This window comes from Paenibacillus sp. CECT 9249 (assembly GCF_918697855.1).
In the GTDB taxonomy this organism is placed as follows: domain Bacteria; phylum Bacillota; class Bacilli; order Paenibacillales; family Paenibacillaceae; genus MSJ-34.
In genome coordinates, this window is record NZ_CAKKLI010000020.1 from 24,437 (window position 1) to 48,402 (window position 23,966).

General features: G+C 55.0%; 26 protein-coding genes and 1 riboswitch. Of the genes, 8 read left to right on the top strand and 18 right to left on the bottom strand.

Annotated features, from left to right (window positions below; genetic code table 11):
• Positions 1-84 precede the first annotated feature (84 nt).
• Complete coding sequence (locus LQ229_RS15135) at positions 85-612, top strand: DoxX family protein (protein WP_216539251.1); 528 nt, start codon at positions 85-87, stop codon at positions 610-612.
• 79 nt (positions 613-691) lie between these two features.
• On the opposite strand, the gene LQ229_RS15140 is transcribed toward LQ229_RS15135, so the two are convergent.
• Together LQ229_RS15140 and LQ229_RS15145 are read right to left on the bottom strand one after the other, a co-directional pair.
• On the bottom strand, positions 692-925 hold the full coding sequence (locus LQ229_RS15140; RefSeq protein WP_216539250.1) for a hypothetical protein: 234 nt from the start codon (positions 923-925) through the stop codon (positions 692-694).
• A 125-nt stretch (positions 926-1,050) separates the two neighbouring features.
• The gene (locus LQ229_RS15145; protein WP_216539249.1) at positions 1,051-1,878 is read right to left on the bottom strand and encodes an alpha/beta fold hydrolase; all 828 of its coding nucleotides are present in this window, start codon (positions 1,876-1,878) and stop codon (positions 1,051-1,053) included.
• A 211-nt stretch (positions 1,879-2,089) separates the two neighbouring features.
• On the opposite strand from LQ229_RS15145, the gene LQ229_RS27130 reads away from it, so the two are divergent.
• Positions 2,090-2,212, top strand: a complete 123-nt coding sequence (locus LQ229_RS27130; RefSeq protein WP_290370038.1) for a hypothetical protein — start codon at positions 2,090-2,092, stop codon at positions 2,210-2,212.
• A gap of 8 nt (positions 2,213-2,220) precedes the next feature.
• Here the strand turns inward: LQ229_RS27130 and LQ229_RS15150 are convergent, their stop codons facing one another.
• Positions 2,221-2,670 (bottom strand): hypothetical protein, encoded by a 450-nt coding sequence (locus LQ229_RS15150; protein ID WP_216539248.1) that lies wholly within the window; start codon positions 2,668-2,670, stop codon positions 2,221-2,223.
• A 178-nt stretch (positions 2,671-2,848) separates the two neighbouring features.
• On the opposite strand from LQ229_RS15150, the gene LQ229_RS15155 reads away from it, so the two are divergent.
• From LQ229_RS15155 to LQ229_RS15175, 5 genes are read left to right on the top strand one after another with little or no spacing between them, the layout of a single operon-like run.
• A complete protein-coding gene (locus LQ229_RS15155; protein WP_216539247.1) occupies positions 2,849-3,079 on the top strand; it encodes a spore germination protein in 231 nt (76 codons plus the stop codon).
• Between the two features lies 1 nt (position 3,080).
• On the top strand, positions 3,081-3,311 hold the full coding sequence (locus LQ229_RS15160) for a spore germination protein GerPB (protein ID WP_216539246.1): 231 nt from the start codon (positions 3,081-3,083) through the stop codon (positions 3,309-3,311).
• Positions 3,312-3,364: 53 nt separating this feature from the next.
• The gene (gerPC, locus tag LQ229_RS15165) at positions 3,365-4,015 is read left to right on the top strand and encodes a spore germination protein GerPC (RefSeq protein WP_230192184.1); all 651 of its coding nucleotides are present in this window, start codon (positions 3,365-3,367) and stop codon (positions 4,013-4,015) included.
• Positions 4,016-4,021: 6 nt separating this feature from the next.
• Complete coding sequence (locus LQ229_RS15170) at positions 4,022-4,201, top strand: spore gernimation protein GerPD (RefSeq protein ID WP_216539244.1); 180 nt, start codon at positions 4,022-4,024, stop codon at positions 4,199-4,201.
• A gap of 13 nt (positions 4,202-4,214) precedes the next feature.
• Entirely contained in the window at positions 4,215-4,622 is a 408-nt protein-coding gene (locus LQ229_RS15175; protein ID WP_216539243.1) for a spore germination protein GerPE, read from the top strand.
• Positions 4,623-4,660: 38 nt separating this feature from the next.
• On the opposite strand, the gene purD is transcribed toward LQ229_RS15175, so the two are convergent.
• The 12 genes from purD to purE all read right to left on the bottom strand — a co-directional run bounded on the left by purD (position 4,661) and on the right by purE (position 19,559).
• Complete coding sequence (gene purD, locus LQ229_RS15180) at positions 4,661-5,926, bottom strand: phosphoribosylamine--glycine ligase (protein WP_216539242.1); 1,266 nt, start codon at positions 5,924-5,926, stop codon at positions 4,661-4,663.
• A 23-nt stretch (positions 5,927-5,949) separates the two neighbouring features.
• Entirely contained in the window at positions 5,950-7,497 is a 1,548-nt protein-coding gene (gene purH, locus LQ229_RS15185; RefSeq protein WP_230192185.1) for a bifunctional phosphoribosylaminoimidazolecarboxamide formyltransferase/IMP cyclohydrolase, read from the bottom strand.
• Positions 7,498-7,720: 223 nt separating this feature from the next.
• A complete protein-coding gene (gene purN / locus LQ229_RS15190; protein WP_216539240.1) occupies positions 7,721-8,368 on the bottom strand; it encodes a phosphoribosylglycinamide formyltransferase in 648 nt (215 codons plus the stop codon).
• Positions 8,368-9,411 carry a phosphoribosylformylglycinamidine cyclo-ligase gene (gene purM / locus LQ229_RS15195; protein WP_230192186.1) on the bottom strand — a complete coding sequence of 348 codons (1,044 nt, stop codon included), beginning with the start codon at positions 9,409-9,411 and terminating at the stop codon, positions 8,368-8,370. The genes purN and purM overlap by 1 nt, the downstream gene beginning before the upstream one ends.
• A 727-nt stretch (positions 9,412-10,138) precedes the next feature.
• On the bottom strand, positions 10,139-11,617 hold the full coding sequence (gene purF / locus LQ229_RS15200) for an amidophosphoribosyltransferase (protein WP_230192187.1): 1,479 nt from the start codon (positions 11,615-11,617) through the stop codon (positions 10,139-10,141).
• On the bottom strand, positions 11,602-13,848 hold the full coding sequence (gene purL, locus LQ229_RS15205) for a phosphoribosylformylglycinamidine synthase subunit PurL (protein ID WP_230192188.1): 2,247 nt from the start codon (positions 13,846-13,848) through the stop codon (positions 11,602-11,604). The genes purF and purL overlap by 16 nt, the downstream gene beginning before the upstream one ends.
• Positions 13,826-14,518 carry a phosphoribosylformylglycinamidine synthase subunit PurQ gene (gene purQ, locus LQ229_RS15210; protein WP_216539236.1) on the bottom strand — a complete coding sequence of 231 codons (693 nt, stop codon included), beginning with the start codon at positions 14,516-14,518 and terminating at the stop codon, positions 13,826-13,828. Before purQ ends, purL begins: the two co-directional genes overlap by 23 nt.
• 2 nt (positions 14,519-14,520) lie before the next feature.
• Positions 14,521-14,766 carry a phosphoribosylformylglycinamidine synthase subunit PurS gene (gene purS, locus LQ229_RS15215; protein ID WP_216539235.1) on the bottom strand — a complete coding sequence of 82 codons (246 nt, stop codon included), beginning with the start codon at positions 14,764-14,766 and terminating at the stop codon, positions 14,521-14,523.
• 938 nt (positions 14,767-15,704) lie between these two features.
• Positions 15,705-16,583, bottom strand: a complete 879-nt coding sequence (locus LQ229_RS15220; protein WP_216539234.1) for a phosphoribosylaminoimidazolesuccinocarboxamide synthase — start codon at positions 16,581-16,583, stop codon at positions 15,705-15,707.
• A 30-nt stretch (positions 16,584-16,613) separates the two neighbouring features.
• Positions 16,614-17,909: an adenylosuccinate lyase gene (gene purB / locus LQ229_RS15225; RefSeq protein ID WP_216539233.1), complete on the bottom strand. Its 1,296-nt coding sequence runs from the start codon at positions 17,907-17,909 to the stop codon at positions 16,614-16,616.
• A complete protein-coding gene (gene purK / locus LQ229_RS15230; RefSeq protein ID WP_230192189.1) occupies positions 17,902-19,077 on the bottom strand; it encodes a 5-(carboxyamino)imidazole ribonucleotide synthase in 1,176 nt (391 codons plus the stop codon). The genes purB and purK overlap by 8 nt, the downstream gene beginning before the upstream one ends.
• Positions 19,074-19,559, bottom strand: coding sequence for a 5-(carboxyamino)imidazole ribonucleotide mutase (gene purE / locus LQ229_RS15235; protein ID WP_230192190.1), 486 nt, complete (start codon positions 19,557-19,559; stop codon positions 19,074-19,076). Before purE ends, purK begins: the two co-directional genes overlap by 4 nt.
• A 448-nt stretch (positions 19,560-20,007) precedes the next feature.
• Between purE and LQ229_RS27135 the strand changes: the two genes are divergently transcribed.
• Positions 20,008-20,139, top strand: coding sequence for a hypothetical protein (locus LQ229_RS27135; RefSeq protein ID WP_290370039.1), 132 nt, complete (start codon positions 20,008-20,010; stop codon positions 20,137-20,139).
• Positions 20,117-20,217, bottom strand: a riboswitch (purine riboswitch). It overlaps the preceding gene by 23 nt.
• Positions 20,218-20,319: 102 nt before the next feature.
• Here the strand turns inward: LQ229_RS27135 and LQ229_RS15240 are convergent.
• From LQ229_RS15240 to LQ229_RS15250, 3 genes are all read right to left on the bottom strand, one after another.
• Positions 20,320-22,461, bottom strand: coding sequence for a DNA topoisomerase III (locus LQ229_RS15240; RefSeq protein ID WP_230192191.1), 2,142 nt, complete (start codon positions 22,459-22,461; stop codon positions 20,320-20,322).
• A 65-nt stretch (positions 22,462-22,526) separates the two neighbouring features.
• Positions 22,527-23,183, bottom strand: coding sequence for a GAP family protein (locus tag LQ229_RS15245; protein WP_230192192.1), 657 nt, complete (start codon positions 23,181-23,183; stop codon positions 22,527-22,529).
• Positions 23,180-23,953, bottom strand: coding sequence for a MerR family transcriptional regulator (locus tag LQ229_RS15250; protein WP_230192193.1), 774 nt, complete (start codon positions 23,951-23,953; stop codon positions 23,180-23,182). Before LQ229_RS15250 ends, LQ229_RS15245 begins: the two co-directional genes overlap by 4 nt.
• Between the last annotated feature and the right edge of the window lie 13 nt (positions 23,954-23,966).

Here is a 23,966-nt window from a genome sequence, read left to right on the forward strand (position 1 = left end):
AAAATCACATTGTAAGTATGATCTTCGTCATACAATAAAGACATAAAGAAACACCAAAGATTAAAAGAAACGGAGATGAGCGAGATGATCGTAAAATGGCTGAGAGAGAACGTTGTAGCATCGTGGTTACTGTTGGTGCTTCGATTATATCTTGGATACGAATGGATGACGGCAGGTTGGGGGAAAATTACGGGCGGGTTCGACGCCGGCGGATTCTTGACGGGAGCGATCGCCAAGGCGGGCGGCGACCATCCGGCAGTACAAGGGTGGTGGGCGGCCTTCCTGGAAAACTTCGCCATGCCGAACGTAGGTCTCTTTAACTTCCTCGTTCCTTGGGGCGAATTCCTGGTCGGGCTAGGATTGATTCTAGGCACATTCACTTGGTTCGCAGTATTGATGGGCATGGTTATGAACTTCGCCTTCTTGTTCTCGGGCACAGTCAGCACGAACGCCTTAATGCTCGCGCTTGAAATTTTCATCGTCGTCGCCGGTACGAATGCAGGCCGCATCGGTCTCGACCGCTACCTTATCCCTTATCTTCGCCGCTTATTCGGCAAGAAAGGCGAGAAGGGCGACCCATTCGTCAATCATACCCCTGCCGGTCAAATGTAATTTGCCGGCAGACCATCGAATATTCGCTGTTCCCCCCGCAACGAGCCGGTCGTCACGACCGGCTCGTTGCCTGTTCACCTCATGAAGGAAAATCGTCGGGATCGTCTTCCCGAATGTCGTACAACCCGTAGCTCTGCAAGAACAATTTGCGCGTCATGTAATTTTCCCCTTCATGGCCGGCATCCGCCACGGACTTCCCCGCATTCGGCACTGCGATATCGCCCGGTTCAAGATCGTCCACGTAACCGGGAGAATGGCTGTTGAACAATAGAGCTTTGGTCAATGCGTTTCCATGCTCGTCGTCTTGCGGCATATGCACCCTCCTAACCTGATTGGTACCGTAAAACCCGACTCTCGCTAAGAGTCTGTTCCTCGTCGATTTTACATTACCGTTAGTGTAGGGACATACGGCCGTTTTTTATGCAGCGCCGAGCGGACCTATATCGTCCAATGCTGCCAATCTTCCTGGCGCTGCTCGAGCCGGTTGAGCCACGACTTCGTCTTCTCGATCAATAGGCGCTGGTGGGGACCGGAAGAATACGTATGATCCGCTTGAAAAATAATTTCCTGATCGCAATGCCCTTCGCTGTATTGCCAGAATATTTTTTGATACAAATGGCAGTAGTCGACGGGAATGACGTCGTCGGAAGTTCCGTGCGCGAGCAGGACGTCTCCGCCGAACTTCCGCGCCTCGACGAACGGTTGATGCCGCGCCAGCGATTCGAAGAATCCCGCGCCGAACGAATACCCCAAATAATCCGCCACGCCTTGCATCGTCGCTTGATCGTAATTTTCCCGGCCGATAATTTTGACGATATCGTTGAACGGATACGCAACCGCCGACCAGAGGGCCAGCCGTTTTACCCTTTTATCCTTCACCGCAGTCAACAGCGCTATCGCGCCGCCCAAGCTGTGCCCGATCAACGTGACGCGAGTCGCATCGACGTTGCCGCAGCTAAGCGCATAGTCGATTACCGCACGCGTTTGGGCGATCATCGAATCCAAGCCGAGATAGCCGTATTCCCCCGTACTTTCCCCGCAGCCCGCATAGTCGAACCGTATCGTCAAATGCCCGGCTTCGGCCAATGCGCGCGCCGTCTTGACGAACAGACGGTCTACTCCGATGCGGTTGCCCGCGAACCCGTGGCAAATAATCGTAAGCGGAACGCGCGACGCCTGTCCATCCTGCGATGCCGCCCCTTTCGGATAATGGATTGCAGCCGCAAGCTCCAACGTTTCATGGCGAATTACGATTTGCCGTTCCATCGCCCATCCCTCCTGATTGCATCTATTTTAACTCGTTCGCCCTTAATCTGATAATTCCTATAAATTTACTATGTTTTATTTATACATCATTTTACCCGTCGGAGTCAATAGAGCGGTTAAGCAAAAATAACAATCGGTATGAACAGATTCGCGCAAGGGAAAAGTAAGCACAAAATACCGGACTTCGATCCGGACACGGAGGGGAAATTCCATGCTCCAAAATGCGCTGCAATTGCTTAAGACGTATTGGCTGCCTATTGTATTGATATGCGGCGTTGCGGTTGCAATGATTTATGTCTATGTGAAGCGCGAGCGGATTTTTTACAAGGAATAGCGATTCGGTTACGAATACCGGACATATACTTCGTCGTAGCTTTCGCCGGGCAGCTTCGGAATTTTGATTTGCAAATACGGCTCTTTATACAGCGCTCTGCTCTCCATCGATACGACAGGGGCGGGCAGTTTAATCATTTGCTCCCTGCCCCCCGGCAATCCTTCGATTTTGACCTGAAACGTATTGAGAAAGATGCGCAAGCTTTTGGGATTGATCTGCTTGGGAATCCGAATCCGGACGAATACAAAATGATGCGTTTCAAATACTTCGCAAGACAGCTGCGTTTCGCCGCTCCCGATATTCATCGTTGATACGCGGTTCAACACATCCTTCACATAATTTTCGATAGAGGACATATCCAATGAAAAATTATCGCCAAGCCCGTTGAAGGGGACGTTGTTTTTAAAAAACGGATCTTGGCCCGCCCACTCGAAACCGTCCGATTTTCGCCGCTTCATTCCGTTCATCTCCCTGTTTCGTCATCCATATATGATATGGAAAGGAGGCATTTGAAGTGAATGTTCAAAACATCAACTTTTGTAAAGGAGATTTTGAACAACCTTTTGAAGTGACAAATGGGCGGATATCCTCATACAATAAACATTGACTACGCAGACGACGGGTGGGATGTTAACAATGCCGGCAATTATCGGAAATATAAAAATCGTTAACGTCGGCCCCAGTTCCAACGTTCAAATGGGAGATACGGCTGCGATTGTACTCACAAGCAATTCCAAATCATATGCGGGCGCCAACTCCTTTACAACCGGCGATTCCATCGGAACCAACATCGCCAATAACCAAGGCAGCGGCACGAATACGAACGATCCGGATGTAGTTGACAACTCTACTGCGAAGGGTGTCTGACATGAATTTAACCGTGCATCAATGTATCACCATACAGCAGATTCGCATCGACTCCATTACGAATTCGTCTCACTTTCAAATCGGCACGGCAGGCGTCATCAAATCATTATCCAATTTGTATAATACCGGAGGATTTCCCGGTCCCGCCCCGCAACTTGGCCAGCCGCCGCCGTCGGGCGAGCCTCTGGTGCCATTGCCGTCCCCTGTAGTAAGATCGCAAAAAACGGCATAACGCATTAACAAGCCCTGCCCTGCATAGGATTGGAAGGGAAAGGGGGCGACACGATGCACCCGCATCTCTACGGACAAATGGCAAATCATCTCCATTGGCAGACGGAACAGCTCCGCCGGATGGAGCAAAGGGTTCAACATTTGGAACGTACGGTCAAACAGTTGAATGAGACCGTTTCGAACTTGGAACAGACGGTACGGCAATCGCAGGCGGATATCGATTCGTTGAAACAGCGCAGCCATACGACGATCGAACGAATCGAATACAAATTCGATCAATTGAAAATCGAAACGCTGGAAGGAACGTTAAACATCGGCATTGCGCCGGAAGGCGGAAAATCGATCGAAGAGTTCGAAGTAAACGGCCAATCGCTGGATCAACTGACGGGGCCGCAACAAACGGACCTATTCGACGGCGTTCAACAACAAGTTGTTCGATATTTGCACGAGGAAGTGCCGAGACAACTCGCCTTGGCTCAGCAGCGACACGCTCTTGCGCTTGAAGCGAACTATGCCGATACGGTCATTGAAGATATTCGCAAACAGATTGACGGGCGCATCCGTTATTATATATCCGGATCGGATTATGAAGCGGAGGGCGGCAATCCGGACGAAGAGATGTCGATGATCGCCGAGAAAGTCAAGCGCGACATTGACGAAGGATTGTCCCGACACATTCAGTCACTATTAGATCGGAAAGGTTGACGATTGATGAATATGACGGTAGTAAACAAAGAAATTTGCGTCAAACAGATTCGGGTGATCGGCGTGGCTGCTTCTTCCGTTTTTTTGATCGGGGATACGAAAGTCATTACTTCATCCACCGTATTCGACACTCCGCCGGAAGCCGTTCTAACCGGGCCGTTGGTTCCGCTGTCACCGACTCGTTAAGCAGGTGGCGCTCATGGGCAGAATCTCTTGTGTCGCCAATATTTATATCGGAACCGTCTCGGACGCATCGACCTTTCTCGGCGGGGATGCGATTGCGCTTCGCGCGCAGACCAACGCTTTGGCGATTCAGCGGGAAGTGTCCGTCTTCTTCGAGGATGAAGGCAATTTCGCGGATTGGCCCGCCTTTACAAGACCGATTCCGCAACCGGGGATCGAAGAAGATCTAAATCTTACGATATATGACGAATGCCCGTTGATTAAGGTCGGCGCGATCAAGCTGACGGCCGTGTCAACCGCCTCGGCGTTTCAGGTGGGGTCGAATGCGCGAATGGATTTGGAATCCAGGCGCAAACATATCCGGCATTTCGTCACAGGCGTCCCGGAGGAGGCAAAAAGGCGCAAAGAGACGATCGTCATTTAACGACGAATCGTCTCTTTGTTATGCCGTATTATGATTGATTATACCAACGCTTTATTGGCAATATCCGACCGTTGATGCTTGCCTTCGAAGCGAATCCGTTCCGCATCGGCATACGCCTTCGCTCTCGCTTCGGCAATATCTTTGCCAAGCCCGACGACACCCAGCACGCGTCCGCCGTTCGTGACGTAACGCCCTTCCCCGTCGCGGGCCGTTCCCGCATGGAACACGAGGCTATCCTGCACTTCATCGAGTCCGTCGATCGGAAGCCCTTTCGGATAGGAAGCCGGATAGCCCCCGGAAGCGAGAATGACGCAAACGGCCGCTTCGTCGCTCCATTCGATTTTCAACTGGTCGAGACGGCCTTCGGCGACCGCGAGGAAAATATCGGCGAGATCGGTCCTTAGCCGCGGCAGCACGACCTGCGTCTCCGGATCGCCGAAGCGCGCGTTGAACTCGATCGTTTTCGGCTTGCCGTCAGGCGCGATCATCAATCCCGCGAAGAGAACGCCGCGAAACGGGCGGCCTTCGGCTGCCATCGCTTTGGCCGTCGGCTTGACGATCGTCTCCACCGCTTCGTCGATTACCGATTGCGGAATATGCGGCAGCGGCGTATACGTGCCCATGCCGCCGGTATTCGGACCTTTGTCGCCGTCATAGACCGGCTTATGGTCTTGCGCCGCGACCATCGGGCGTACGACTTCCCCATCGACGAAAGACAGGATGGACATTTCCTGCCCTTGCAAAAATTCCTCGATCACAACTTGATTGCCCGCCGAGCCGAACACTTTGCCGACCATCGTATCATGCAGCGCCCGCTCAGCTTCTTCCATCGAATAAGCGACGGCAACCCCTTTGCCTGCCGCGAGGCCGTCCGCTTTAATCACGATCGGAACCTGCTGCTTCCGCAAATAAGCGAGCGCTTCTTCGTAATTGTCGAACTTCTCGTAGGCTGCTGTCGGAATGCCGTATTTCTGAAGCAAATCTTTCATAAACGTTTTGCTGCCTTCGATCAGGGCCGCATTTTTGCGGGGCCCGAACACCTTGAGATCCTTGGCTTCAAGGTAATCCACAATTCCGTCCGCAAGCGGATCGTCCGGACCGACGACCACCAGATCGATCGCATGATCCGAGGCAAACTGCGCCAGCTCTTCAAACCGATGTTCCGCAATATCGACGCATTCGGCGATTTGCGCAATGCCCGCATTCCCCGGCGCGCAATAGAGTTGCTTCACTTTGTCGCTTTTGGAGAGCGACCATACGATCGCATGCTCTCTTCCGCCGCGACCGACGACCAAAATACGCATCTGCTATGCCTCCCAATGCTTCCTTAATGTTTGAAATGGCGGACGCCCGTAAATACCATCGCGATTCCATGTTCGTTCGCCACATGAATCGACTCCTCGTCCCGGATCGAACCGCCCGGCTGAATGACCGCGGTCACGCCGGCTTGCACCGCAAGCTCAAGCGTATCGCCCATCGGGAAGTACGCGTCCGAAGCAAGCACCGAGCCTTTGGCTTTGCCGCCGGCCTGCTCGATCGCGATTCGCGCCGCGCCGACGCGGTTCATTTGGCCGGCGCCGACGCCGATCGTCATATTGTCCTTCGCCAGCACGATCGCATTCGATTTGACATGCTTGACGACTTTCCAGCCGAACAGCAGCTGTTTCAGTTCCTCTTCGGTCGGTTTGCGATTTGTCGCGACTTTCAATTTCGAGACGTCGAGGCTGTGCACATCCGTTTCCTGGATCAGCATGCCCCCGTCCACGGAAGTGACGGCGAAATCCGGTTTGCGTTCCGCCGCCGCGGCAAGCTCGCCCAGCTTCAGCAAACGGATGTTTTTCTTCTTCGTCAAAATATCCAGCGCTTCTTGCGTAAACTCCGGCGCCAAGACGATTTCGAGAAAAATGCCGTTCAACAGTTTGGCCGTTTCCTCGCCAATCGGGCGATTTGCGGCGACGATCCCGCCGAAGATCGATGTCGGATCGGCTGCGTACGCCTTCCGGTAAGCTTCGTGGATCGTAGTGCCGATGCCGACGCCGCATGGATTCATATGTTTGACCGCGACGACGGCCGGCTCGTCGAATTCTTTCACGATGGCAAGCGCCGCGTTCGCGTCGTTAATATTGTTATAGGACAGCTCTTTGCCGTGCAACTGCTCCGCCGTCGTAATATTGCCCGCGGAAGCGAGCGGCTTGCGGTAGAATGCGGCTTTCTGATGAGGATTTTCGCCGTAGCGAAGGTCTTGCACCTTCTCATAAGTAACGGTGTACGTTTCCGGTAGCGGCTCTCCGGTTTGCTTGGACAAATAATCGGAGATGAGCGCATCGTATGCCGCGGTATGGCGGAACACTTTGGCTGCGAGCCGTTTGCGCGTTTCCAGCGTCGTATCCCCGCCTGCGCGAATCTCTTCAAGCACATGCACATAATCGGCCGCGTCGACGACGACGGACACGAACGCATGGTTTTTCGCCGCCGAACGGAGCATGGTCGGGCCGCCGATATCGATATTCTCGATCGCGTCTTCATACGCTACATCCGGTTTCGCAATCGTTTGTTTGAACGGATACAGGTTGACGATGACCAGATCGATATAATCCAGGCCGAGTTCCTTCATTTGCGCTTGATGCTCCGCGCTGTCGCGCACGGCGAGCAGTCCGCTGTGAACGGCGGGGTGGAGCGTCTTGACGCGCCCGTCCAAAATTTCCGGAAAGCCCGTCACCTCGGATATTCCGATGACCGGTACGTTCTCGGATTCCAGCAAGCTTTTCGTGCCGCCGGTAGAGATGAGCTCTACGCCAAGGTTTGCCAGTTCGCGCGAAAACTCCACGATCCCCGATTTGTCGGACACGCTGATTAATGCTCTGCGTATTGCCATAATGGTTTGTTCCTCCTTATTTGCTCAAATCATGATTTATTTTAAATGCGTGTTCAAAAAGTCGGCTTTTCAGCACCGAGAAGGTTGCGAGAACCCGAAGAAAGAGGAGCGCAGTGTAGGCAAAACCTACATGAGCACCTGAAATGTTTCCGGAGGAAACATACTACGTAAGCATATGCTCTTCGAGGGTGAACGCGAGATTCGATGTCGAATCTGCCACCAGTCACGCTTCGTGATCAAAAGTTGATTTTTTGAACAACCTCTTGAAGATCGTTACTTTCCGGTCCGTCAACTTTATTTTGCCTTCGCAATACCATTGCACGACTTGCGGATAAACCTCCTGCTCGGTACGTTGGATGCGCGCGGCGAGCGATTCCGCCGTATCGCCCTCCTCGACCGCAACCGGGCGCTGCGCGATAATCGGTCCCGTATCCATGCCTCCGTCCACGAAATGCACGGTAACGCCCGTTATTTTCACTCCGTAATCCAATGCTTGTCCGATGGCGTCCTTGCCCGGGAACGCCGGGAGGAGCGACGGGTGGATGTTGATCATTTTGCCGTAGTAAGGTTTCACAAGCGTATCCGTAATAAGGCGCATATAGCCTGCGAGCACGATCAGATCGATCCGTTTCTCCCGAAGCAGCGCCAATATTTCCTCTTCGTACGCTTCGCGCGATTCGTACTCCTTGGGCACGAACGCAAAGACCGGTACGCCTGCGCCGCGCGCGCGTTCCGTCACCTTTGCCTGCGGTTTGTCGCAAACAAGAAGCTCGATCGTTCCATCGAGCTTGCCTGCCTGCGCCGCATCGGCGATCGCTTGAAAATTGCTGCCGTTCCCGGACGCGAACACGGCGATGCGGCAGCCGCCCATTATACATCCGCCCCCGTGAACGTAACGGCTTTACCGCCAGGCGTCACGGTGCCGAGACGATACGCCTTCTCCCCGCATTCTTCGGCAATGCGCAGCGCTTCGTCCGCTTGCTCGGCAGGCACGACGACGACCATTCCGATCCCCATATTGAAGGTGGTGAACATATCGCGATGCGAAATGCCGCCTTTCGATTGCATAAGCGCAAAGATCGGCAAAATCGGCCAAGATCCGTATTCGATCTCGACGTTGACGTTCGCCGGAAGCATGCGCGGAATATTCTCGATAAAACCGCCGCCGGTAATATGGGCCATTCCTTTCACATTGACGCTCTCGATCAGCTTGAGCGCCGTTTTCACGTAAATTTTCGTCGGTTCAAGCAATGCGGCTCCGAGCGTTAGCCCGTCCAGTTCCGGGAGTTCGTCCGCGAGCTTATAGCCATGCTGTTCCAGCAAGAGCTTGCGCACGAGCGAAAACCCGTTGCTGTGTACGCCGCTGGATGCCAGCCCGATGACAGCGTCGCCGGCTTGAATCGTCGAGCCGTCGATGATTTTGGCGCGGTCCACGATGCCGACGGTAAAGCCGGCGATATCGTACTCGCCGTCCGCGTACATGCCCGGCATTTCCGCCGTCTCCCCGCCGATCAGCGCGCAGCCCGACTGGCGGCATCCGTCGGCGATGCCCGCCACGATCGCTTCGATTTTCTCCGGCACGACTTTGTCGCAGGCCAAGTAATCGAGGAAAAACAGCGGCTCCGCCCCTTGAACGACAATATCGTTCACGCACATCGCTACCGCGTCGATCCCGATCGTATCGTGCTTATCCATCGCGAACGCAATTTTCAGCTTCGTGCCGACGCCGTCCGTCCCCGATACGAGCACCGGCTCCTCGTACTTGTCTTTGTTCAAGCCGAACAATGCGCCGAAACCGCCCAGATCGGTGAGCACTTCCGGCCTGAACGTCGTTTTTACATGCCGCTTCATGCGTTCCACCGCTTCGTTCCCCGCGGCAATGTCGACGCCGGCGTTTTTGTACGCTTCTGACATCCTGGCACACTCCTAATCAACAATAGTATTTATAGCGCTTACCCGCTGTTTGACACCTTTCTCTATCCCTTCGCCTTTGGCTCTGGGAAGCGAATTCCTGCTATTCGAGTCAACTTCATAATTCGCCACCGTTGATGAAACCGGCTTGATTGCGGATGGCGCTCTTGTTTGACGCTAACGAAACTGACAATCCTTATTGGGCTCAAAATGAAGACGGGTCCCATTTTAACGAAAGCACATATCGTTATTCATTGGAAATCGGCAGTTTTATCGCCTTTTCCCCCTCAATAGCGTGTTGTAGTTTCGTTACACCGGCAACAAGGCAATTTACAGGCAATTAGCGTGTCTACGTTTCGTTAGCCCGCCCGGTCGTCAGCCGCTGCGGTATTGTGAGATTGGCTCGCTTCCGCATCTTTCTCCGCCGAAACGGGATGCTCCGCCGCCCTGGCTCCCCAATTCGCGGACACAGGAGACCGCTAATTGTGACAAACAGCCCGATTTCGGACATTTCGCGGACACACGATCCTTTATTCGTGGAAAAAGCGTAAAAACAAGCCTTCCAACGAGTGGATAACGGAACCAATGTCCGCCTAAACAGCAAATAAGCGATTTTAACGCAAAATAACGGCCGTACGGTCCGGATAACAATTTCTCGTTGCAACGCTATTGCGATTCTACAGCAATTTTGCAAGACCCGGCAAACCCTCTTCGCCGCGCTGACCGCCCTTTAGCAACCGCCGCAGCCCGGCTTCGCATCGTCTTCAAACTCGACCACCGTCGGGTAATCGTTGTCGAAGCAGGCGAGGCACATGCCGCCGTTCGGCTCGTGCGCCGCATGGCCGCCGATCGCCTCGATCAAGCCTTCTCTGCTCAAGAAGGATAGCGAGTCCGCGTTAATCTCCTTGCAAATCTCCTCCATCGTTTTGGACGAGGCGATCAGCTCTTTGCGGCTCGGCGTATCGATCCCGTAAAAGCACGGGTTCGCGAACGGCGGCGACGTGATGCGCACATGCACTTCCGTCGCTCCGGCTTCGCGCAGCAAATTGACGATGCGGCGCGAAGTCGTGCCGCGCACGATCGAATCGTCGATCATAACGACACGCTTCCCTTCGACGACGCCTCGCACCGCGCTCAGCTTCATCTTCACGCCCTGTTCGCGCAGTTCCTGGCTCGGCTGGATAAATGTCCGTCCGGTATATTTATTCTTAATCAACCCGAGCTCGTACGGGATTCCCGTTTCCTCCGCGTATCCGATCGCCGCCGATATGCTGGAATCGGGCACGCCTGTCACGACGTCCGCGTCCACGAACGATTCTTGCGCCATCTTGCGGCCCATCCGTTTGCGGGCGGAGTGCAAGTTTGATCCGTTATAATCCGAATCCGGCCGGGAGAAATAAACGTATTCCATCGCGCAAATCGCGCGCCGTTTCATATCCGTATAACGGTCTTCCGTCAATCCGTTCTCGTCCAGCACGAGCAATTCGCCCGGCTGGATATCCCGGATCAATTCCGCTCCTACCGTTTCGAACGCGCATGTTTCCGAAGCGAATAAATACGCGTCCCCGAGCCGTCCCATCGTTAGCGGGCGCAATCCGTGCGGGTCGGTCGCGACGAGCATTTTGTCGTTCGTCATCATGAGGAACGCGAATCCGCCGACCAAGCGGCGCAGCGCTTCTTTGGCCGCCGTGACAAAATCATGCGGCGACCGCGCGATCAGATGCGCGATCACTTCCGTATCGCTCGTCGTTTGAAAGATCGAGCCCGACTGTTCCAACTCGCGGCGAATGGACGGTTCGTTGACGATGTTGCCGTTCGTCGCGATCGCCAAATCGCCGTCGCGATATTTGAACACGAGCGGCTGCGCATTCGCAAGCCTGCTGTCGCCCGAGGTCGAATAGCGGACGTGGCCGATCGCGCATGAGCCAGAGAGCGAGGCGAGGCGGTCCTTGTCGAACACTTCCTTCACCAAGCCCATCTCGCGGTGATAACGGAACCGGGTTCCGTCCGTCACGCAAATGCCGGCGCTCTCTTCGCCCCGATGCTGCAGCGCATGCAGGCCGTAATACGATAATGTGGCCGCTTCGGGATGACCGAACACCCCGAAGATACCGCATTCTTCTTTTAATTTATCAAAGACGTCGTCCCGTCCCATGCCTTCGTTATAGTAGTCGCCCGTCCATAGCCGTCCCTTTATTTCATGAGACATGGGATCGCATCCTTCCACACCTTCTCAAGTTCTTCGACGGATGCGCGAACGGCCGGAACGCCGTTCACGGCAACCTTAAGCTCTCGGCCTTTCACTTCGCCCAATCGCTGCACGGCAATGCCTTGGCCGCGCACATAATCCATCAATGCTTCGGCCTTCTCCGGCGACGCCGACAGCAAAATGCGCGATTGGCTTTCGCTGAACAGCGCCAAGTCCGGGCGCAAATCCCCTGCGGCAAAGTTCACGTCCGCGCCCGCTTCCCCGCTTATGCAAGCTTCGGCAAGCGCGACCGCCAAACCGCCTTCCGACAAATCATGCGCCGAAGCGACCAGGCCTTGCCGGATCGCGCCGAGCACCGTGCCGAGCAATTTATTCTCCTCCGCCAAATCCAGCTGCGGCGGTCTGCCTTCCGTGACGCCATGCATCACATATTGAAATTCGCTGCCGCCAAGCTCCGCTTTCGTCTCGCCGAGCAGCAAAATAACGTCGCCTTCCTTTTTGAACCCTTGCGTCGTAATATGATCCGTATCCTGCACGAGCCCTACCATGCCGACAACCGGCGTCGGGTAGATCGCGCCTTTCGCGTTCTCGTTGTACAAGCTGACGTTGCCGCCGATGACCGGCGTGTTCAAGACGCGGCAAGCTTCCGCCATGCCGTCGACCGCCCTTTCCATTTGCCAGAAAATATCCGGCTTCTCCGGACTGCCGAAGTTAAGGTTATCCGTTATGGCGAGCGGTTCTCCGCCGGAACATACGATGTTCCGCGCCGCTTCGGCGACCGCGATCCGTCCGCCCACTTCGGGATCGAGATACACGAAGCGCCCGTTGCAATCGGTCGTCATCGCCAGCGCCTTGCGCGTGCCGCGGATCGTGACGACGGCCGCATCCGAACCCGGCTGCACCGCCGTGCTCGTACGAACCATATAGTCGTATTGGTTGTAGACCCATTCCTTGCTCGCCACCGTCGGCGATGCAAGCACCTTCTGCAAAGCGCCGTTCAAATCCGTCACTTCCGGATACGATGCGAAATCGATAGCCGCATGTTCCGCATAATAAGCCGGTTCCGCCGAAGGCTTGTTGTAGACCGGACATTCGTCCACGAGCGCCGTGACCGGCATATCGCCGACAATTTCGCCTTTATGGAACAAGCGCAGACGCCCGTCGTCGGTCACTTTGCCCACTTTGGCGCAGACGACGCCCCAACGTTCGAAAATTTCCCGCGCCTGCGCTTCATGCTGCGGCTCGACGACGAACAGCATGCGCTCCTGCGATTCGGACAGCATCATCTCGTACGGCGTCATGCCTTCTTCGCGCTGCGGAACTTCGTCCAAATACAATTCCAGCCCGTTGCCGGCTTTGCTCGCCATCTCGGCGCTGGAGCAAGTAAGCCCCGCCGCGCCCATATCTTGAATGCCGAGAACGATGCCCGAATCGATGAGCTCGAGGCAAGCTTCCATTACCAGTTTCTCCATGAACGGATCGCCGACTTGCACCGCCGGACGCTTCGATTCCGATTCCTCCGTCAATTCTTCCGACGCGAACGTCGCGCCGTGAATGCCGTCGCGGCCTGTCGGCGGTCCCGCGTAGAATACCGGGTTGCCTACGCCTTTGGCTACGCCGCGCTGAATTTTGTCGTGGTCGATCAAGCCGACGCACATCGCATTGACGAGCGGATTGCCCTCATAGCTCTCGTCAAACATCACTTCGCCGCCGACCGTCGGGATGCCGATGCAGTTGCCGTAGCCCGCAATGCCGGATACGACATGCTCGAACAAGTAACGTACGCGGTCGCTTTCCAGCTTGCCGAAACGAAGGGAGTTAAGCAGAGCCACAGGCCGCGCGCCCATCGAGAAAATATCGCGGATAATGCCGCCCACGCCCGTCGCCGCCCCTTGGTACGGCTCGATCGCCGAAGGATGGTTATGGCTTTCGATTTTGAACACGACCGCCTGATTGTCGCCGATATCGACGATGCCGGCGCCTTCGCCCGGCCCCATCAGTACCCGCTCGCCCGTCGTCGGAAAACGGCGCAGCAGCGGCTTCGAGTTTTTGTACGCGCAATGCTCCGACCACATGACGCTAAATACGCCGATTTCCGTATAATTCGGCTTCCGACCCAGAAATCCGCAGATCAATTCGTACTCGCTGTCCGAAACGCCCATTTGCTTGTAAATTTGCTGTTCGGCGATTTGTTCCGCCGTCGGTTCTTTAGCCGATACTTGCTGCGCCATGCCGTTCCCTCCATGCATTCAAAATCGATGTGAACATTTTTTTGCCGTCCTCGGAGCCGAGCAGTTGATGCACTGCGCGCTCCGGATGAGGCATCATGCCGACGACGTTGCCCTGTTCGTTGCACACGCCCGCGATATCGTCGATCGATCCGTTCGGATTCTCGCCCGCGTAACGGAATACGATTTGATTGTTCTTTTTCATCCGGTTTAACGTCTCTTCGTCGCAATAATAATTGCCTTCCCCATGCGCAATCGGAATATCGATCAGTTCGCCCTGTTCGTATTGGTTCGTAAAAGGCGTGCCGTTGTTCTCCACCCGCAGCGTTGCGGGATGGCAGCGGAATTTGAGCGTCGTATTCCGGCGCAGCGCGCCCGGCAGCAATCCGGCTTCCGTCAAAATTTGAAACCCGTTGCAGATGCCGATCACATATTTGCCCGCCGCGGCCGCCTTCGCCACTTCGGCCATTACCGGAGCGAAACGCGCGATCGCGCCGCTGCGCAAGTAGTCGCCGTAGGAGAATCCGCCGGGAACGATGATGCAATCGTACTTGGACAAATCCGTAGCCGTATGCCAAACGTAGTCGACCGGTTGCCCGACCGTATCTTCCACCGCTTTGTAGCAGTCAATGTCACAGTTCGAGCCCGGAAAAACGAGAACCGCAAAATTCATGCTTAACCCTCCAACTCGTAACGATAGTCTTCGACGACCGTATTCGCGAGCAGTTTTTCGCACATTTCTTTCACGCGCTGTTCCGCTTCCGCACGATCCGCCGTATCCAGTTCAAGCTCCATATATTTGCCGATTCGCACTTTCCCAACTTCGCCGAACCCCATCGAATGCAGCGCTCCTTGCACCGCTACGCCCTGCGGGTCCAATACGTTTTGCTTTACCGTTACGTACACCGTCGCCTTAAACATGATTTGTGATCCTCCTAAAAGTTTTGTGAGCGTTACTTCTTTGAACTATCTACGAACAAAACTTGCTTCGAAAGCATACGCTCCGTTTTGTGAGCGTTGCTTCTTTGAACTATCTACGAACAAAACTCGCTTCGAAAGCATACGCTCCGTTTTGTGAGCTTTACTTCACTGAACGAGCTACGAACAAAACTTGCCTCGAAAGCATGCGCTTCGTTTTGTGAGCGATACTCCTTCGAACAACCTACAATCGTTGCGGCCCGGGAACTTAAGGAACAAGAATGCCTTAGTAAGGACCTCTTGTGCCTTAATCCACCCGGCAAACGAAGATTTCAAGGTTTATGGAACGACTTTACCTTATTTGCGTTCGCAAAAGCCTGCTTTTAACAAAATATAACCCAAAACTTGACTCCAAAAGCACTAGCGTTGCACCGAATGTTTTACTGCGTTTCAAACCGATGATTGCGATAGGGATGAACAAGGTTAACGGATTTTGGAGGCCTTATTTGATCCAATAACGCAATTTTGGCGGTGTTAGCGGATTTTGAGGGCTCTATTTTTGTCGAAACTTCACAAAACCAAGGATCCTCAGCCGATCGCGACATGTTAACGGTTCGAAAATCCGTTAATTCCAAATATTCGACTGGAATTCAAAAAATAAGACCTCGGAAATCCGTTATATTTCCATGGTACCGCATCCCAGCTAGAAGATTTAATGCAACGCCGGTGCTCCAAAAGGGGTTAATTAAGGTACTTTAGTTCCTATTCCAGCCACTCGTGCCAAACCGGCCATGGCCAATCACTCGCCTACCCCTCGCTTGAAAACTCTCACCTAGCCCAAGGCCGAGCCTGCAATCAATCCCCCGCCCAGCCGTTAACGCCCCGAGCAAAGGACCGCCCGCCGCCCGCCGCCCGCCTCCCCTCTCCGGATCGCCGGGCTTTCACTCGGTCAGCCGCGCGTAAATATCCCGATAACGGCGGGTCGTTTCCGCCACAACTTCTTGCGGCAGCGGATCGGGCTTGCTGTCGCGGTCCCAATCGGAGCCCGCCAAGTACGTGCGCACCGGCTCTTTGTCCATGCTGTCGATTTCGATATCCAGCGCGTAATTTTCCCGGGCCCAGAATCTGGAGCAATCCGGCGTGAACATCTCGTCAATCCCAATGACCCGGCCGTCCAGGAGGCCGAACTCGAACTTGCAATCCGCCAAAATAATGCCGCGCTCCGCGCAATACGCATGCGCGTATTCGTACAGCTTCACGCTCAGCTCCTGCAGCTCTGCCGTCAGTTCCGCACCGACCAGCTCGCGCATCCGCTCGATCGAGATATCCTCGTCATGGCCGACATCGTTCTTGGACGCGGGGGTGAACAACGGCGCTGCAAAACGCTCGTTCTTGCGCATGCCCGCCGGCAGCTTGATGCCGTTAATTTCCTGCGTCTTCTCGTACTGTCTCCAACCGCCGCCGGTAATATAACCGCGCACGACGCACTCGATATCGATGCGTTCCGCCTTGCGCACGACCATGATCCGGTCCTTGAGCGCTTCCTTGTCCGTCACGATCTCGCCGAGCCGCTCCACATCGGTATGCACCATATGGTTCGGCAGCATCCCGGCCGTCCGCTCGAACCAGAACGCGCTCAGCCGGTTCAGGACGTTTCCTTTCTCCGGCACCGCGGGTTCCAGCACATAATCGAAGGCGGAAATCCGGTCGGTCACGACGATCAAATAATGCTCGCCAAGATCGTACAATTCGCGCACTTTGCCTTTGTACAGCAGCGGCGCCTTTACTAGCTCCACAGCGGATGAAATCGCTTTGCCCACGTTCGTCCTCCCTCTCTATGCGTTAAGTTCTTATATCAATCCCAAACGTTTGAAAATCGTATCCACATGCTTCAAATGCCAGCTCGGGTTGAACGCGTCCGCAATTTCCTCCGCGCCGAGCACATTGGCAATTTCCGGCGTCGCTTCGATAATTTCGCGGAAGCTGCGCTGCTCCTCCCATGCCTGCATCGCGCGCGGCTGCACCGTATCGTACGCCTGTTCGCGGCTGTAGCCTTTGTCGATCAGCTTCGTCATGACGCGGCCGGAGAACGGCACGCCATACGTTCTTTCCATGTTGCGCTTCATATTGTCTGGGAATACCGTCAAGTTTTTCACGATATTGCCGAAACGGTTCAACATATAGTTAAGCAGCATCGTCGCATCCGGCAAAATAACGCGTTCCACCGAAGAATGCGAAATATCGCGCTCATGCCATAGCGGCACGTTCTCGTAAGCCGATACCATAAAGCCGCGCACGACGCGGGCGAGACCGGAAATATTCTCGCAGCCGATCGGATTGCGCTTATGCGGCATCGCCGAGGAGCCTTTCTGCCCTTTGCGGAACGCTTCCTCGACTTCGCGGAATTCGCTCTTTTGCAAGGCGCGAATTTCCGTCGCGAACTTGTCGAGCGATGTCGCGATCAGCGCCAGCGTCGCCATATATTCCGCGTGGCGGTCGCGCTGCAGCGTCTGCGTGGAGATCGGCGCAGGCTTCGTGCCGAGCTTGCGGCAAACGAACTCTTCCACGAAAGGATCGATGTTGGCGTACGTTCCGACCGCGCCGGAAATTTTGCCGTATTGCACGCGGTCGGCCGCATTCCGGAAACGCTCCAAATTCCGCTTCATTTCCTCGTACCATAGCGCCATTTTCAAACCGAATGTCGTCGGTTCGGCATGAACCCCGTGCGTACGCCCCATCATCGGCGTATCTTTATACGCGATCGCTTTCTCCTTCAAGATGTCGATGAAATTAACGATGTCCCGCTCCAAAATTTCGTTCGCCTGGCGCAGCAAATAGCCGAGCGCCGTATCCACCACATCGGTTGACGTCAGCCCGTAATGCACCCATTTGCGCTCCGGCCCGAGCGTCTCCGACACAGCGCGCGTAAATGCGATGACATCATGGCGCGTTTCCTGTTCGATTTCATAGATGCGGTCGATATCGAACCCTGCGTTTTTGCGCAGTTCGGCCGCATCTTCCTTCGGAATGACGCCAAGCTCCGCCCATGCCTCGCATGCGCAAAGCTCCACTTCCAGCCAAGCTTTGAATTTGTTTTCCTCCGTCCAAATCGCCGTCATTTCCGGTCTGCTGTATCGTTCAATCATCGTTTTGGCTCCTCCAAATATTCGTTTGCTCCACCCAGGCGAGCGCTGCCTGGACGTCTTTCGTCAACAAGTTGATATGTCCCATTTTCCGTTTCGATTTCGCTTCATGTTTGCCGTATAAATGAACTTTCGGCGTTACGCCCAGCTTCTTCGCCGCTTCGTCGTCCCCGCCCATGCGCGCAAGCAGCGGCTCCGCATGCTCTCCGAGCACATTGACCATGACGACCGGCGTCAGCAGCTCCGTATCGCCCAAAGGCAGGTTGCATATCGCGCGCACATGCTGTTCGAATTGCGAAGTGCGGCACGCCTCCATCGTATAATGCCCCGAATTGTGCGGACGCGGTGCCAGTTCGTTGACGAACAGCTCGCCATTCTCCGCCATGAACATCTCCACCGCAATCAAGCCGACAACCTGCAGCGATTCGGCGATGCGAATCGCCAGCCGCTCCGCCTCCGCCTGCACCTCCTGCGGAATGCGCGCCGGTACGATCGACAGATGCAGGATGTTGTCCGCATGAACGTTCTCGCTCACCGGGAATGCCTTCACTTCCCCGCGCGGACTGCGGGCGGCAATGACCGACAGCTCCTTCTCAAAATGAATGAACTGCTCGAGCACAAGCTCCGTTCCCGCCGCGCTCAGCGTCTTATACGCTTCGGCCAACTCCTCGTCGCTGCCGGAGCGAACGACCCATTGGCCTTTGCCGTCGTATCCGCCGGTGGCCGTCTTCAAGACGCACGGCACGCCGAACCGGCCGACCGCCGCCCGCAGGTCGGCCTCGCTGCCGATGGCCGCGTAGGGCGCCACCCGGGCGCCGGCCGCTTCAACGGCGCGCTTCTCGCGCAGGCGATGCTGCGTCGTATACAGCAGCTCGCTCCCTTGCGGCACGTACGATTCGCCGGAGAGCGCCGCCGCCACCCCGGCGTCGACGTTCTCGAACTCGTACGTGATCACGTCGGCCTGCGCGGCCAATTGCCGCGCCGCCTCGATATCGCCGTAGCCGGCCGTAATCTGCCGCGCTACTTGGCCGCATGGCGCATCCGGCGTCGGGTCAAGCGTGACGAACCGGTAACCGAGGTTCGTGCCGGCCAGCGCCATCATGCGCCCCAACTGCCCGCCGCCGAGTACGCCGATCGTCGCGCCGGGCAGAACCGTTCTCGCGCCGCTCATAACCGCTCACTGCTTTCCAGCACTTGATCGCGGATCGCGTCGCGGCGGCTTTGCACGCGGGCCCGCACTTCCGGATCGAACGCTCCGATGATTTGCGCCGCGAGCAGGCCCGCGTTCGTCGCGCCCGCCTTGCCGATCGCCACCGTCGCAACCGGGATTCCGCCCGGCATTTGCACAATGGACAACAAAGAGTCCAACCCGTTCAAGTTGGACGATTTCACCGGCACGCCGATCACGGGCAGCACCGTTTTGGCCGCTACCATGCCCGGCAAATGCGCCGCGCCGCCGGCGCCTGCGATAATGACGGCAAGCCCGCGCTCCGCCGCGCTTTCCGCGTATTCAAACATCAAGTCCGGCGTACGATGCGCCGATACGACTTTCTTCTCATAAGGAATTTGCAGCTCGTCCAAAACGTCGCAAGCCAGCTTCATCGTCTCCCAATCGGATTGACTACCCATAATGACGCCTACTCTCGCCGACATCTTTCAACCTACTTTCTAAATAGAGGTTGTTCAAAAAGTCCTCTTTTGATCACGAAGTATATCTAGAAGCAGAGTCGGCATCGAATCTTGCGTTCACCCTCGAAGAGCATATGCTTACGAAGTATATTTCCTCCGGAAACATTTCAGGTGCTCATGTAGGTTTTGCCTACACTCCGCTCCTCCTGTAAATTTTGCTGCGCAAAACTCGCTTCGGAAGCATGGGCCAAGGGTTCTCGCAACCTTCTCGGTGCTGAAAAGTTGACTTTTTGAACTCACATTAATATAGAACTCTTTTTCCACAAACATACAATATTCGGAGAAAAAAAACAAAGGCAGCCGCTATTCGCTTCTACCTTCGCATCATCCATTCAACGATTCATGAAAATGCCCTACCAGGGAGGCCGTTCAAGAAAAATCATTCGACCCCAAAGATCGCAGAGCAAACTAGATGCGGAATCCGAATATTCGAATCCGGCACAAACGCATCCTGTCGCCGCAGCGCAGCCCCATGTTCGTCCATGTTCCACGAACCGTCGAACTGGCGACATTGGGCCGTTTCGAGCAAGGCATTTTCTCGTAGTCCGAAAATTTACGGTCTTCGGGTAGAAACTTCCGGCCATATTCCCGGAATTATACGAGGCAATCTATTATATTTCGTCATTTGTAATTTCTATTCTTAGTTTAACAGGCTCTAACAACGGATGTCAACTCGTAAAGACGAACATTATATCCGGAAAAATAATATAAAGTTCGTTTTTTGTCATTTTTCCTTCTGTTCCATCGCGGCCCTGAGCAAGTCACCCAAATTCGTGCCGGCCGGCTCTTTCCTTTCGTATTTTTTCACGAGCTGCTGTTGTTCGCGTTTATTGATCCGCCCCTTGCCGTCTTCCAGCATTTCAATCACGTTGCAGCCCAAGCATTGCACATATTTCCCCGCTTTGCCGGTCTTGAGCTCCATCTTTTTATGGCATTGCGGACAGCGGCGGTTCGACAATTGTTTCTCCGAGGAACGGCGGTATCCGCACTCCTTCCCGGAGCAGACGAGCACTTTGCCCTGTTTCCCCTTCCGTTCCATTAGCCGCTCGCCGCATTCCGGGCAATGGCTGTTCGTCAAATTATGCGGTCTATATTCGGCGTCGCTGCCCTTGACCGTTTGCACCAGCTGCGCCGCCATATTGCGGATGCCTTGCATAAACGGCTCGGTGCGTCCTTGTCCCCGCGCGATTTTCTCCAGCTCCCGCTCCCACTCGGCGGTCAAATCCGGCGTCTTCAATTCGTCGGCGACCAGCTCGATCAGTTGCTTGCCTTTGCCTGTCGGATGCAGGGAGGCGCCCTGGCGCTCAATCGTATCGGTGCTGATCAGCTTCTCGATGATATCGGCGCGCGTAGCCGGCGTGCCGAGGCCGTACTTCTCCATCTTCGCCAGCAGCGCCGCTTCCGTATAACGTTTCGGCGGCTGCGTGCGGTCGTTCTTGATCGCGCAGCGTTTCAACGCCACCCGATCCCCCTGATTCAGGTCAGGCAACGTTTGCCCCGTATCGCGGGACTCGAAGTCGTCTTCCCGCTCGTCGTCATCGTCATCCATGAGCGATTCCTGGCCGTACACTTCGCGCCAGCCGAGCTTGCGCACCGTCTTGCCTTTGGCGTGAAACGACTCCCCTTCGACTTCGACGGTCAGAGCGGTAAGCGCGTATTGAGCCGCCGGGTAGAACAAGGCGATGAAACGGCGCACGATCAAATCGTACAGCTTCCGTTCTTCGTTCGACAACGCCGACAGGTTCACCCGCTCGTCGGTCGGAATAATCGCATGATGATCGCTTACCTTCGAGTCGTCCACGATCCGCTTCGTAATCGGCAGCGACGCGCCGAGCAGCGGCCGGACGAGCGGCGCATACGGGCCGATCGCCACCGACTTGAGCCGTTCCTTGAGCGTGCCGGTCATATCGGACGACAAGTAACGGGAATCCGTGCGCGGATACGTGACAAGCTTATGCTGCTCGTACAGCCGCTGCAGCACGTTCGACGTCTGTTTCGCCGAGAAGCCGTACCGTTTGTTGGCGTCCCGCTGCAGCTCCGTCAAATCGTAAGCGAGCGGATGCGGTTCGGATTTCTCCGTCTTTTTCACCGATACGACTTTGCCGCTCTTCCCCTCCAGCTTCGAACGGAGCGTCTGCAGCCGGCTCTCTTCGAACACGCGGCCGTCGTTCTTGCCCGCCTCGCGCCACATCGCCTGGAACGAGCCGAAGTCGCCCTGCATCGTATAAAATTCCACGGAACGGAAATCGCGAATTTCCCGCTCCCGATCCATAATCATGCCGAGCGTCGGCGTTTGCACCCGTCCCGCGGACAATTGCGCATTAAATTTGCATGTCAGGGCGCGCGTCACATTCAGGCCGATTAGCCAGTCCGCTTCGGCGCGGCAGCGGGCCGATTCGTACAGCCGGTTGTAATGCGACCCCGGCTTCAAATTCGCGAATCCTTCGCGAATCGCTTTGTCGGTCTGGGAAGAAATCCATAGCCGTTGGAACGGCTTCTTCCATTTCACCATCTCCATCACCCAACGCGCGAGCAATTCGCCTTCCCGCGCCGCGTCGGTGGCGATGATCAGTTCCCCGATATCGTCGCGTTTCATCAAATGCTGCACCGCCTTGAACTGATGCGACGTTTCGCGCAGCACTTTCAGCTTCATCCGCCCCGGCATAATCGGCAAATCTTCCAGCTTCCACGTTTTATATTGCTGATCGTAATCTTCCGGCTCCGCCAGCCCTACCAGATGGCCAAGCGCCCATGTAACCACATATTTAGGACCTTCATAATGGCTTTTATGTTTGTGGTGGCTGCCCATCACGCGGGCGATTTCTTTTGCCACCGAAGGTTTCTCCGCTAACACTAACGATTTCATGGTATGCTCCTTTGCTATCAATGTCGTTTCTTCATTATACCATGTTCGCTGGTTGGCTTCCGAATTTACAAATAATCTAAACTGTGAAATATCAAAATGAGTCCAACGATGCACATGATCCATGAAATCGCCGATCCCGAATGTTTCGCCAGCTTGCCGCGCAGCTTTTCCAACGGTCTGCGCATCGCCCGGCCCAGCAGCAAATGCAACAGAAATACGATCAGCGGGGGCAGCACCATAATCAGGTTATATCCGGCCAACATCGGAAGCCACTGATATAACGCCAAATTCGAAGCGGTCATGAGGCCGATCGCAGCGAAATAAGGAAACGCCGTGCCCACCTCAATCAACGATGTCGTAAACCCGAGCGCAACCATGGAGGCTTTACTTTTGGACTTCGGCCTCGGCAATTCCGATTGTTTACTTTTCGGATAGTAAAAGCTTGCTACAAACAGTATCCCGCCGACGATCAGCATGATCCAACTGACGGTCCGATTTTGGAAGAGGGAAGAGAATGCGGACAGTATCGCATCCAGGCCGAACATGAAAGCGACGCCCACCAAAAAGTAAAACGCCGCGACGGTCGATAAATAAACGAGCAAGCGCGAGCTTAGCCGCTCTTTTTCCGTTAACAGCAAATATACCGTTACCCCCAGCGTCGCCGGGCTGAGCGTATCCAGCAGGGCCAATCCCCCTACCGAAAGCAGCAATTCGAGACTCACGATTCTCCTCCTTGCGCGGCGGAAGCGCCCTGTACGGAAGAAATGTAAATTTCATACCCCCGCTCCATGTAATCAAGAACTTCTTTTTCTATAGGATAGAGCCCGAGCTCTTCGGATTGCGCCGAAGACTTCCTTGCGTCCCATAATTTATCCAGAAACTCGTCTTCGCCTTCGAACTGTTCCGTCAGCTTTTCCATCATGCGCCGGATGATGTTCTGCACTTTCGGGGACGCGGGATCCTCCGTCATAAGCCGTTTGATTTGACCTAGCAAGGCTATCCACTCCAAAGAACTAGGGTCTTCTCCCCCCAACTTGGGAAGCTTGGCCCAAAGCTCCCGGTCCTTCGCCGTAAATCCGCTTTCCGTAAAGCGCTGCAACCTTTTTTTATTTTGATTCGACAGTTGAATCAGTTTCTGTATTGCCAGACGGTCGTTCCCGCCCTCGAACGCGATGCCGTTGATCAGTTCCCGCAGCGACAATTCCATGCTTTTCAACCTTTCCTGCTCCTCCATGATGTAAACCAACTGGCTCTTCAAACTATCCGACCAGTTCCATTTCGCGTCGGACAGCATTTCTTTAATATCTTGCAAACGATAGCCCATGCCTTTCAAAAATTGAATTTGCTGCAGCTTCTTCAAATCTTCTTCCGAATAGAGGCGATGCCCTCCTTCCGTTTTGGACGAGGACGCCAACAGTCCGATCTGATCGTAGTACCGCAGCGTTCGGACCGTGATTTTGGTCTGTTTCGCAACTTCTTTTATATGGATCAAGCGTGTGACACCT